Genomic DNA, 13,168 nt, shown 5'->3' on the forward strand with positions numbered 1-13,168 from the left:
ATATTTTATTTTAACCAAAATAAGTTCCTGATTCCTGTCTTGCTTTAAGATGTGCTTTTGCAAGCATTGCTCTTTTTCCTTCCGGGCTATAGTCCAGATAGCTTTTACCATCTTCACGCTCAAGATCAAATCCCATTTCTTGTGTAATTTCTTTCAAGTCTTCGATGTGCATTTTTGTAGTGTACTCGTCTCCGGTGTGCGGACAAACCTGCATTCCTCTGCGTTTTCCCTCAATTTTATAAATATTGGCTCCTACCTGCGCAGGTCTTTGGAAAATGTGAAAGAATTTCCCAAAAGGAATCCACATCAGAAACAGCGCTACGGTAATGGCATGGGTAATTGCCATAAACTGGCTCATTTTCCCCTCCAAAAAAGAATAGTCAAACCAAATTCCTAAGCCCGTAACAGAAACCGCTACCAATAAAATCAACGGCAACCAGTCTCTCTCAAACCATTGGGTTGCAATCTGCCCTTCGTCTACAAATCTCCTGTGCATCATGATCAGACATCCGATAATGACCATAATTGCAGTCCAGACCAGAATATGAAATAATATGAGGGCCATTATTGTATTAAGAGGGAAAGTCATCACTGTAAAACCCATCATATGAGTTTCGTACATATCAGTAGTTCCTTCCTTTAGGGTAAAATGCATCCATCCGAATGTCAATCCAAAAGTCACGGCAAAAGATATAAGACATCCTGTAGCTAAAAGAAAATGGCCAAACCATCTTGCCTTACCTCTTGGAAGAATAAATCGTTGAAATAAAATATTACGGACAGATAAACGGATTACTTCTTTGATGTATATGGGATAATCTTTGCTGAAAATAAATTCCCATGTGCGTTTCCAGTATTTCTGTGTTGCCGGACGCTGTTTCCATACTGAGTGGTGATAGACCACTCCAAAAGTCATACTGATTGTTCCGAAGAAATAAATAATTAACGCGGCATCAAAGTTCTGAAGATTAACAGACCCTATTATTGTCATAGCGATAACCACTAAAGTTGCAATAATGGCATTAATGAATGCTTTCCTGTTGATATTTGTAAAAATGCTGAACATCTTTTATGTTTTTACTAGTCAATGATGAATTCTCAAGGAGAAACTATATTATTCTTAAGCAAAGATACAGCAATGAAATTTTAAATAAGACTATTTTGTCTTATTTAAAATTATTCAAAATAAATTACTGAAATTACAGACCAAAAAATACTGATAAACAACACTTTAAATCAAATATGATTTACATCATATAAAAAATTATACTTTAAAAATATTCCTGATGTTCGTAAAATCAGAGATCAAAAAACTTTATCATTTCTCATTGAAAATAAGATTTGCATACTACAGCACAAAGCCCACAGTCAGAAGACTTTCATCTCTGACTGTGGGCTTTATCTTACATGATAGTAAGAAGTTTTTAATCTATATTCCGTAGAATAACTATTCTATTTTTTACCAGATAAACTTACAGTTTTGCTCTTGTTCTGCAATTATTCTTCGTGATTTTGTCACATATAACCTAAGGAAACAGCCCGGGCTGATATTATATATTCTTTTACCATATACATCAACTCCCATCGTACCTCCACCATTGTCAAAGTTATAAATAACGATCTGCTGTTTTGGGTAGATTTCTTTGAAATTGACCACCATTTTAATCTGTTCTCCAATAATATGGATAAGCCTGTTTCTATCATCTATGCTAAGATTGCTGGAAGAGAACTCATATTCATGCGGATCTAATCTAACGGCATAATCCTTAGGATCAGACTGATCATTAACAATTTCATCTTTGAGAGTAGCTGTTCTGCCATTAGGAATAAACATTGTATCTGGGTTTTCATCTTCAGATTTAAAGTTTTCACTGGCTTTTATGGATCCTTTTACCGCTAACTTATCACTATCATTGGCTCCTCTTCCCATTCCGAAGTGAGCAGACTCTATATGGAAATTTAAACCTCCCAACCCATCATACTCAGAACCATAAGAATAATATTCTTTTCGTTTCGTTGCTAAAAACCTTTTCTGATGAATATCTACAATACCTGACTCGGAACTATTCAGATGGTTATCCGAAATCATTAAACCTGATCCGGTATTTACCGTAAAGTCCTGGTTTAGCTGTAATCCATACTGAGTCATATAATTCCATTGCTGGATATTTGTTTCAGTAAAATCTGCCTCTGTCCATAATTTATACCATGGTGTCGTCCAGCTTCCATCAATTCCTTTTCTGATTTTCAGCATCGGAACGCCGGAACCATTAATCCCATTCTGATTGGCAAATGCTAACTGATAGGATGAATCGCCTGTAGAGGCAGTGGTACCATCCCATGGAGCGTAAGTCATTATACCTGCATAATTTCCAGACGCTCCCAGACCTGCACTGTTAGATTTAGCAAAATCAAATCTTACTCTTCTAGGTGTAGAATTGGGTGTAATATCATCTGCATTTCTTGATCCGTCTTTTGATGTTACAAAGTAATTTGTAAGACTAACAGAATTGTTGCCACTTATAGTTAATTGCTGTCCTCCTTCATTTTCAGGGCTGGCACTTAATGCAATTTGGTTCCTGTTTACAGCATGAGTTCCTAACGTTCCATTTGGAATCACAGGACTATGGGTAAATGTCTTTGTATCACTTATTGTTTCAACTCCGGTTTTTCCAACAAATAAATCTAAAGATTCACTTTTTGTGTAGTAATTAGATAATAAAGCACTCGTAAGATATCCTGCATTGGCATGATTTCCCCAATTAAATGCGGTATTCCAGTTGTTTATATTGGTGGCAGAAAAATCATTTGAATCCCAGTCTTTTGTCCAAGGATACCAAGTTCCGCTAAAATAGTACCTTCTATAAACGTCATTGTTATTAGCATACGTAGTATATTCCTGAACTATATGTACTGAACTATAGTAAACTCTTAGTTGTCCTGCTAAACCTGCGGGATAATTATTTGCAGAAGTGGCGTTTGCATTTCCTGTCTGAACCCACCATCCTGTAGAAGTAATACTATTTAAATCTACTGTAGGACTTAAAACACCTCTGTAAACAAGCCCTGTATTGTATGCTGACATCCAATCTGAGGAGGTTCCATCATTTAACGTTGTAATTTTACCGGTATTACTAATTTTCACAACCTCAGTTAATGTGGGAACACTGCCATTTGTACCGGTAGCACTGCCATAATTAAATGAAAAAGTTTTATGGTTGTTCACAGTAAGGCCCAAAGAATTTAATGATCCTCTTGGCTGAATAAAATCAGTACCATTAAATTGTAAATTATGGCCTAACCACATTCCATAACCATGTGTGGAGTTAGCTAGATTAGTATGGAAAATAGTTGATCCTGTCGATAGTTGATTGCCAAACAACAAATTATAAGCATCCACAAACTGAGTATTATTAGCATTGATCGTTATCTGCCCTGTACTTGTTGAATCTCCCTGAGGCCTCAAATAAATGATTCCTGAAGCTCCCTCCGCTGAAACTAATGTAATGGTAGAACTTGTTCTAATCCTGTTTACTCCCTGTCTTTGAATCTGAAGCTCACCTGTTGGATTGTTAATAGTTCCTGCTACTCCTATATTACCGGATGTATAGCTATTCCCGGAAACATGAAGCCTGTATCCATCCAGCGGCAAGGATGATCCATTTAATCCAATTCCTACCCTCTGATCTGATGTCCAGAGCAGCGCTTTAGTAGCATTGTAAGCTGTTGCACCGAAATAACCATACGACATTTTTACTGTCCCATCCGCCTCTACAGCTCCAAACCATGCAACAGTATCTACTACGCCATTAGAACCTGCTAATTGCAAAATATCTCTCGCAAACCCTGATGCTGCAGTTATTGTAGATAAATCTTTTTTTATTGTACTACTTACAGCATGATTTAATGTGAGGGTGCCACTCATCGTGTCTCCTGATTTACTAACATAAGAGTTGTTATCCAGGGAACCATCTGCCTTTAAGAATTGGGCAGCAGTGCCGCCCGTTACTTTATAGCCTTTAGAAGTGTTATAATATGCGTATTTTACATCCATGTTAAATATCTTTACGCGTTACTGTTATGGATACAGCATTAGGTAAAGCAGAGTCAAATTCAACATCTATTTTATTCGGATCGGTTAATTTTATTCTGCCCTCTATTTTGTACAAGGTTACCGTATCATACATGGTTACATCTATATTTCTGGTTCCTAAATTGTGTACCACCCCTCCTGTTCCTGAAATAGAGGTAGTGTATGACTTTACATTATTACTTCCGGCAATTACTCTACCTTTCGCATCAACGGTCACCTCATCATAAGTCCCGGCAGTTACTCCTGTTGCAGCTAATGTCAGCCCTGAAGTAACATTGGAAGAACCATCAAAGGTTGTTGTCCATGTAGCATCACCTGAAGCAGAAATTGTTCTCGGAGTTGTTAATTTTGCAGCTGATCCGGTTGTATTGACTGCTGCAGTTCCTGTTAATAATGTTGCAGGGACAGCAGTAATAGGAACTGTTACGTTTCCGGAACCGTCAATATTTTGTGCTGTTGCGGTAACTCCGGAAAGTGTAATGGTACGTACTGTAGTCCATTTTGTAGCGGAAAGAACATTTTTCGCTGCATCTGCCGTATTATCGGCATTCCCTAAACCTACATGAGATTTGTTTAAGACTACAACCCCCGTTAATCCGTTTACAGAATCTACAGCTCCGGAAGTGATATAAACGAACGTTGTTCCCGTCCATCGGTAAGTTTTATTGGTATCAAGGGATACATAAATTTTACCTGTCTCACCAGTGATAAGCGTAGCATAAGACGCTTCTTTATAAAACTTTCCGTCAGCAGTTTTATAATATCCCTCCAAAACATCATCCACATAAGATGGCAATTGAGATGCAGGTACCAATCCGGATGCATCCAGTGCAGCAACCCCATTCGCAGCTCCTTTTTGAGATAACGGGATATAATTAGCCAAATCAGATGTAGTGGGCATAGACCCCAGAGATACTATTATTCCATTGGTTGTCTGACTCACTCCCGTAACCACATTTCCTGTACCTGAAGTAGTAACCGGTAAAGAAAATGAGGCTCCTGTCAATGTTAAACCATTACCTGCACTGTAGGTTGTATCGGTAGAGACTAACGTAATTGTATTTCCTGTCTGGTTAACCGCCATATTTGCACCTGCAGCAAGGGTAACATCTCCGGATACCAACGAACCGGATGCACCGCCTTTCAGACGGGTAATGGTATCTGGCGTTGTAAATGATCTGTTTGCTGACAAATCATAGGCTGTCCCGTTAATTGTTAAAGTACGTGTTTTTGGTACATAATCTAACGGATTTAAATTTCCATCATGCCAAAAGGAATTGATTCCCCTTGTACCGCCGCCAGCGGTTACAATATCATTGTCTGTTTTCCCTTCTATTTTGTATCCAACAGAGCTTCGATAATAAGCGTATTTAATGTCCATAATTATATTTTTTTAATTGTTAACTGAATTATATTGGGTGGTACTGAATCAAATAGCACTTCAATTGTATTGGTGTCTATTCTTCTCACCTTAATAGGTATTGTAAACATGGTAACTGTGTCGTAAGCATCAATCACAAAACTTAGGGTATCAAGATCATGTTTTATCCTGGAGTCACCCCTCACTCTCTCTTCATATTTTATTTTTTCGGCATTGGCCGCATCTTCGATATTTTTAATTTTATCATACACCAGATCATTAAACTGATTTTGATACGTAATTGTGCCCCAGTGTGAATACAGGCCTGCAAGGTTGATCTGATCATCTGAAATATTTCTGATAACAACCTCTTTAAGCAATTCTATCTGTTTCCTGTTTTCTTTGATATAGTCTACGATTTCCTGAAGCTCATCAAGATTGGGGTCATTAGAGGCTAATATTTGGTTAATTCTCGAAATATGTTCAAGCATTTCATCGTCTTTTGCCTGAAATACATTAACAATTTCTTCGATCTGCTCTTTTGTATAGACATTTCCAGTCTCTTCATTCCCATCTATAGTAGCGGCAAATTTTATTTTTAATTTTTCTTTCCATTCATCTACGTTGACATCAGTAAGATTGGACGCATTACGTTTTGCCAGCACTGAAATATGTGCATTTTCATCTTCCAGATGGCTTGTAAAAGTTGTGGCAGACAGTGTTTTTTGAAAAGCCTCGTTTAAGCCCGTCACTTCATCCATTTTGATTTTTTCATCTAAATGGCGGAATGAAGAAAAGGTCTGCTTAAATTGATACTCTGTAGGAATATCACCTTTTTCAAACCAACTGAAAATTATATTTAATGGTGTACTCATTGTGATTATTGAAAATTATTTTGATAAAATTGACAATCCGGGAAATCTATAGGATGATTACTTTGAATGGAATCCTACATTTTTGGGCGATTTTTGACCAACCTTTTTATAACCCTGTCAATTGGTGAATTACCTGTATGTCATCAGCAAGAAAACCAGGCATTTTGCAGATGTTACTATTTACATTCTCTGGAACTCAAATTTCATTTTTATTTTGCTCTTATAAAAGTTTTTTGACCTTCCCATTCTGTAGTTGCAGTAAACTCTATCTTTCTGAAACGGAATGATATTGCTCTGTAATTACAATGTTCAAAATTCATTTTTTCCCAGCTCCTGTGAAAGTTTTTCAGCCTCTCTATTCTGTAGTTGCAGTAAGCTTACAGCTCAACAAGCCCGATCGAGCTAAATAATTTATAAAAGGGTTTGAAATAAGCGTGTCTTGGTCACCAACAGATATAATTTTTATAAAAGCAGGAACTTTTAAAAGAAAATGCTAAATATTCCGTTTAATTCTTAAATTTGGCTAATGCAAAAGTATCTTTACCTCATCATTACATTGTTATCTCTTACCAGCTGCTATACTTATCAGGTAAAAAAACAGCCGGATCCGGCAACCGAGAATAAAAAGGAGTCAAGAAAGGCGCCCGAATTAGCTAATAATACCTCAACGCAACTACCCAATGCGGCAGCTCAACCGCCTGCTCCGATTAATATTCAGGAGAAGCTTGCTCCTAATAAAAATGTCAAAATTGATGTTGATGGCAAAAGCTATAAAATAATCGTTGACAGATGGGAAAGTGACAGTCTGGTTGCTCATGCTGTTTATAATCCTAAAAAAGTTCTGAAATTTCATAAAAACCAGATCAACAGCGAAAAAATTGCAGAAAAACGTTTTTCACAACCTATTGCTGATATCATTACAGTGACTGTTTATGCCGGAATCGGTGTTTTAATATGGGCGCTTGTTCATTAATCTTAGCGACCCAATTTTGAAGATAACCCGATATGATCACGAACGGGCAAATGACGCCACTTTAAGACAAGTGACGTCATTTTATATTAGTTATGACTAGTCATTTTAATACATTTTATTTTCGGCATATCTATAAACAGTCTTTTCATCCCAGGCAAATAATTGAATAGAGCTATATGGTGGTATTTTGTATGAATACCCTGCACTTCTTATATCAAATCCTTGTCCGTAGCTGTCACTAGCATTGATTACCAATATTCTTTGACCCCGGAAACATTTTTCTAATGTAAATTGCTCACCATATCTACATCTGATTACCAACATTCTATTTTCAGAATCATAATACTGAACTCCCGGCTGCTGCTCAATCATACCATGAGACAATCTCATTCTGGAGTCTTCATTGATAATCTCATCTTCAAGATAGGAAAGACTTCCGTCCGGAATAAATAAAGTATTGGGCTTCTCATCTTTTGATTTAAAGTTTTCGGTAGCTTTTACCGAGCCTGAAACAGTTACTTTATCCGCATCATTAGCATCTGTACCTATACCAATGTTATAGCTCTTTCTATTGAAATTAATACCTTCCCAGGCACTATATCTACTTGAATATTTATAATACTCACCTTCCAATACAGCTAAATAGAATCCATCCTGTTCATTATATATACCAGATTCTCCGCCATTATATTCATCAGCAAGCATTAATCCGTTACCTGTATTATTAGTAAATTGCTGGTTTACGATAACGCCATTGCTGGACATAAAATTCCAGTTATTAATATGACCTTGTGAGAAATTCAAATCACTCCAGACGGTTCTCCAAGGCTGCCATCCAATATCTCCGGAACCTGAATTACTACCTCTGAATTTCATACCACCGCCTGCTCTGTCAATGGTTAACTGCTGTCTGCCATCAGATGAGTTGAGATTTAAAGTAGTAGTATAATTAAAGCCGGAAGAAGGGGCTTCCTGTCTGTAAATTCCAGATTCAGAGACTAAGTTTAAATCAGCAACAAACTTTAAATCTTTAAACTTATTGTTCCAATTACTGATCATGGTCGTAGTAAGATTACCTGCGTCCCACATTACATTTCCCTGAAATGTAGGTCTTGATCTTACATGGTTAACTGTACCTTGATTATCAATAGTCATTGCTATCTGAGGCCCTGCTGCAAACGAATTTGTTGTTGCAAAAGCCATAGATGTACCATTTTGATCATTACTTCTTACATATATACCCGCTTGTGTTCCACTGTTAGAAGAAAATCCTATGGAGGCTGTATATTGATTATCAGTATTTGAACCACTTTCAGTTTCTACTAAGAAAGAATATTCGGCTGATGTACTGGTATTGCCCCAGCCCGTGGCTGTATTTTTTGCTCTTCCTTTAATAGTCTTAAGTCCGGTAATGTCTTGTTGACCATCGACATTGACAAACTTGCCGGCAACCCAATTGTGTGTTGCTAAAAATACGTAGCCATCTGTTCTGTGATAGATGTAAGGCGCACCTGTAGACAAACCATTTGAAAATCCTAATGTCTGAGCATTTTCTGAGGAATTAACTTTAGCATCAGGATTAAAATTATTGTTAGTCCAAAGCGCTTCTCCGTCTGACAATAAAGGAATATTTCCTTTTTTGGTCATGGTTGTTGTATTGATCGCCTGCCAATATTCTAAGTGATTGCTGAATAAAGGAAAATCTATTCTATGATACCATGTATTATTTCCTGCAATGTGTAAAGAGTTCCCATAAGTAGTAGGGAATCCGGTACCTGAAGCCCAATCTGTAACGCTTAAAGGATAATCTGTTTTTACTGTAGCTGCATCCTGATGATTACCTCTTTTCGCTAAGTATTCTGCGGGGTTAAAATTGTTGGTAGTCCAAGGAATACCACCCTGAATTCTAACAGCACCATTGTCTGAATTTAATAATAAATCACCATCATTTACCGCTCTAATTACAAAATTATCTCCTGTTCCACCCCATGTAGCAGAACCTCCATCAGCTCCAATATAAGCTATATCTGTAGCCCCGTCATACTTTTGCCAGGTCAGGTAATTCCCTGTTTGTGCTGTACTTTTCCACCTACCTAACATCGCTGGAGTCTCTATATTAAAGGCTCCTGTCATAGTACCACCATCTTTTCTGAGATAGTTTCCTAAGTCTGAAGATGATACAAAGTCTGAGGCCAATCTCTGCCCACCACCTGCTGTTAAGATATAGTTATCATTATACCCGATTTTATTAAAACCTTTTGATGAAACCTGCCCGGCATCAGTGAATTCTACCCTGTTAGCCAAATCCCAATCTTCTGCATTATTTGTAACAGAAGGTGCCAATATTAAGTTGTTATTGGTAGGTTTCTGAATTGACCAGGATTTATATGAACTATTTTTTAGTTTAAAAGGTATTCTGTTATAATAGGATTTTGCTGCCGAAATAATTTCGTCCGTGTTTCTTGTCTGATAATCACTTGGTTTGAAATTTACATTATCCCAGGCTCTTCTCCATTGTGTCCAGTTACCATTATGCCCACTTCTATAGACTAATTCTCCTGCATCTGCATTACCATCATTGTATTTTATCTGCAACTGTGCTGTGGTATCCTGAGCCCCCATGTGCAACATTGGACTGTATAAATGCTGAACTCCTCCTGAGTTATTGTTTGCTCTATAAACTCCGGAACTGGAATAGCCTCCAAGGCCGTTGAAGTTATCATTGAACTGAACTGCTTTAGGAATATAGCTGCTATCTGCAAAATTTGTTAACCAACTTCTTGTAGCAACTACATCAGAAGGTAACACAATAATATTGGCAGGATATAAATCAAAGTTAGGTTCTATCGCATGAGACCATCCTACATTCCAGTCAAGATTATAGTTTCCGTATTTAACTTCCACTTTCGCGACTTCAAATGAGAAATACCCATTCCAGAATGTATTCGATTCTCCTAATAAAATACTCACATAGCCATCAGTTCCAATCCCAACCCTTGCTGTAGTGGTAGGAAAGTTATCTGTTACTTCCCATATGGCTTTTGAACCATTAGAAACCATAGTTCCTGATACATATTTATAGAAAGCTACATTCACTTTACCTAAGTATTGGCTTTCATATCCATAAATATTGATATCAATACTAAACATGGCATGTTCTGTTGAAGTTTGTGGCATTTTAATCGCTAAAATACCTGTGTGCCCTCCATCACCATAATAACCCTGATAAACTTTATTAAAAATCCTTACATTATTCTGGTGTTTGCTTACAGATCCTCCTCCTTCAAATTCCAAATCCTTTGCCCCAAGATTAACATCCTGTGCTGCGCCATTATAGGGAACATAATTATTTAGAGCTGATGCATTAACAAAAGTTGAAGGATCTAAGTTATGAGCATCCCAAACCACTCCATTTACTCCATTTTTGGAATGTATTATATCATTGTTATTAGATTCTATAATCGTATTAATGGTAGGATTTCCTATATAGAGTGTAGATGGACCACTATAATTTAAAACCTGGTTATTACCTGTAGTAAATGAATTAGAATAAATACCTACTTTAGAATAAATCTGCCCTGACCGTCCCAGAAAATGGGTAGGATTATTGGCATCTCCAAAATGAAAACCTATCCCTTCATTCAAGCTATTGGCACTTCCCTGATAATAGGAAAGTCCATAAGTATCTGCGTTGGCAAATGACCAGATTCTGTTTCTTTCATCTACTTTGTAAAATCTGTTCTGAAAACCTTCATCAGTTTGTACAAAGCCTCTTGAATGTATTCCGTAAGGAGGAATAAACTGAGAGTCCGAATAAGCAGAAGAAGCCAGTAAACCACCTGATAGAATAACCTGAGAACTATTACCATTTAAACCCGCTATAGGTCTATCTGAATCTAATACCCAATAGCCACCTGTATTTTTTTTCTCCCAAAATGTACCGGCAGAAGCTAATTCCTCCTTTGTAAGTAAATGCTTAAGGTTTATCTCAACTCTTTTTGTCCCTCCCGGATCCGGATGATCCGAAACTGAAATAACCCGGTTTCTTCCCTGGTCTAAACCTCCATACCCAACAGTTACTTTTACATCAAACCCCTGCCAATAAGACAATTGAGCAAACCAAAAACAAAGTTTACCGTTTAAGTTTAAGGCAGTAATTCCATTCCAATAATGTAATGTAGAATAACCACTATGAGAAATAATAGTACCGTTATAGATATATCCCTGGATCTTACAATCTAAAGGCTGATCACTTCCGTACATATTTCCTTTGATCTCTAAAAGAAACTGATCTCCATAGTCTACAGAATAGTCTACGTCAGTTTCAATCAATGTTCCCTGTGGAAAGTTTCTTCCGGAATGATACCAGGAATCTTCTTTTCTTCGGGAATCATAGTCATTTCCACCCCCTGTTAAAAAGAAGTTATCAGAGGAACCATTTTTCCTATAACCGGCAGAATTTACGTAATCAAAATCATTACCATTGATGTTCATAAAGTGGTAACCGTTTGACCTATACTGCAATGTAGCGGCATAAAGGCCCGGTTGATGAAAAGAAATTGCAGGGTAAATTGTATCAGATGTACCATTACCTCTTAATTCTAAAGCAGCTGAATTGTAAGCATTCCCGGTAGCTCCTGAGAATGTTTTTCTTGCCGATATCTCTTGCTCGGTATTAGTCGTTACTAAATTTAAATCAGAAACTATTTCCGCATGGGTTCTTTTGCTGATTTTTTTCGTTACAGAATTCCAAACCATTACAGAACCTGCATCGTTTGGAACACTTTTCACAATGATCTCGCCTTCTACGGCGATGTGATTGTTAAAATATTCAGGAGCAATCATTAGTCTAGTCTTGCAGTTAAAGTAATTCTATATTCATTCGGGGTAAGAGGCGCTAAAACATCTATCTGTACATCATTTGCCGATGTAGCCACACAGCTTACATTTATTTTTCTGTTATCAGCATTACGATAACAGATATAATCAACATTCAGGGTATCCCAGCCATGAGTAATGGAAAAAGCAACAGAAGAGCCGTCTCCGATTTGCCATGTTTTGGATTTAATTTTTGCATCCAGAACAGCTTTGGTAGATTTTGGAGTCATTGCTTTAATAGGATTAACACCCGCAATAGCTTCAACATCTGTAGCGATTTGAATCAGTCCTTTCACTGTATCTGTAGCATCTACAATGTCAGGAATCCCTTTTTCTATGATCTGATAATTCTTAGGCGCATTGGAAGCATCATCGGTATTAGCAATAAGATGATCACCAACAGAAACGGGCTCATTGCCCACCCAGCCATTTGCTGTAATCACCCACACCATCCCTGTTTTAATGGTGGCTGATGTAACGGGAGAAGGAGTCGTCATTGAACCTTCAGTAGTAGAAGGAATATAACCTCCGGGCTGATAAATTAATGCTCCTGTAAGGCTTTGCCCTATTAAGTTTTCAATATAAGTTTTAATCTTATTGGATGACCATGTATAAGTGCCTGACTGAGTAGCGTCATTCAGAAAGATAGAGACAATATCGGCATTGGTAAGATTTCTACCTGCTACTTTAATAACATGTCCTGAACTATTGGTCAGAATCTGACTTAGCAATAGAAGTCCGCTTGTTTGATCTGTCTGAAATGGATTATTGGTCAGTGGATAATCAGGATGTACATAATTCTGAGCCAGGTTAATCCATTCGGCTCCGTTCCATTGATGCAGCTGCCCCTTATAATCAATGATCCAACCAGCAGGAACTCCAGTTGTATCAGGTAATGAATTATGGTAATGAAATCTGGTACGTTGCAACTCACCGAAAAAATTATCCTGATTTGCGTTATTACTTATTACTGCGTTATTATTCATAGT

Annotated in this window: 7 protein-coding genes; 1 reads left to right on the forward strand and 6 read right to left on the reverse strand. The window is 37.3% G+C overall.

Annotated features, from left to right (window positions below; all coding sequences use genetic code 11):
- Positions 1 to 10: 10 nt before the first annotated feature.
- The 4 genes from FW780_RS06540 to FW780_RS06555 form a co-directional block, all read right to left on the reverse strand.
- A complete protein-coding gene (locus tag FW780_RS06540) occupies positions 11 to 1,066 on the reverse strand; it encodes an MFS transporter (RefSeq protein ID WP_149832752.1) in 1,056 nt (351 codons plus the stop codon).
- A 393-nt stretch (positions 1,067 to 1,459) separates the two neighbouring features.
- Positions 1,460 to 4,054, reverse strand: coding sequence for a pyocin knob domain-containing protein (locus tag FW780_RS06545; RefSeq protein WP_149832753.1), 2,595 nt, complete (start codon positions 4,052 to 4,054; stop codon positions 1,460 to 1,462).
- Position 4,055: 1 nt separating this feature from the next.
- Positions 4,056 to 5,474 carry a phage tail protein gene (locus FW780_RS06550; RefSeq protein WP_149832754.1) on the reverse strand — a complete coding sequence of 473 codons (1,419 nt, stop codon included), beginning with the start codon at positions 5,472 to 5,474 and terminating at the stop codon, positions 4,056 to 4,058.
- 2 nt (positions 5,475 to 5,476) lie between these two features.
- On the reverse strand, positions 5,477 to 6,328 hold the full coding sequence (locus FW780_RS06555) for a hypothetical protein (RefSeq protein ID WP_149832755.1): 852 nt from the start codon (positions 6,326 to 6,328) through the stop codon (positions 5,477 to 5,479).
- Positions 6,329 to 6,854: 526 nt separating this feature from the next.
- Here FW780_RS06555 and FW780_RS06560 point away from each other — a divergent pair.
- Positions 6,855 to 7,301, forward strand: coding sequence for a hypothetical protein (locus FW780_RS06560; protein WP_149832756.1), 447 nt, complete (start codon positions 6,855 to 6,857; stop codon positions 7,299 to 7,301).
- Between the two features lie 105 nt (positions 7,302 to 7,406).
- Here FW780_RS06560 and FW780_RS06565 read toward each other — a convergent pair whose 3' ends face one another.
- Together FW780_RS06565 and FW780_RS06570 are read right to left on the reverse strand one after the other, a co-directional pair.
- Complete coding sequence (locus FW780_RS06565) at positions 7,407 to 12,146, reverse strand: head decoration protein (RefSeq protein ID WP_149832757.1); 4,740 nt, start codon at positions 12,144 to 12,146, stop codon at positions 7,407 to 7,409.
- Positions 12,146 to 13,165, reverse strand: a complete 1,020-nt coding sequence (locus tag FW780_RS06570; RefSeq protein WP_149832758.1) for a hypothetical protein — start codon at positions 13,163 to 13,165, stop codon at positions 12,146 to 12,148. Before FW780_RS06570 ends, FW780_RS06565 begins: the two co-directional genes overlap by 1 nt.
- Positions 13,166 to 13,168: the final 3 nt, after the last annotated feature.

Source organism: Chryseobacterium sediminis (assembly GCF_008386505.1).
Taxonomy (GTDB): Bacteria; Bacteroidota; Bacteroidia; order Flavobacteriales; family Weeksellaceae; genus Chryseobacterium; species Chryseobacterium sediminis.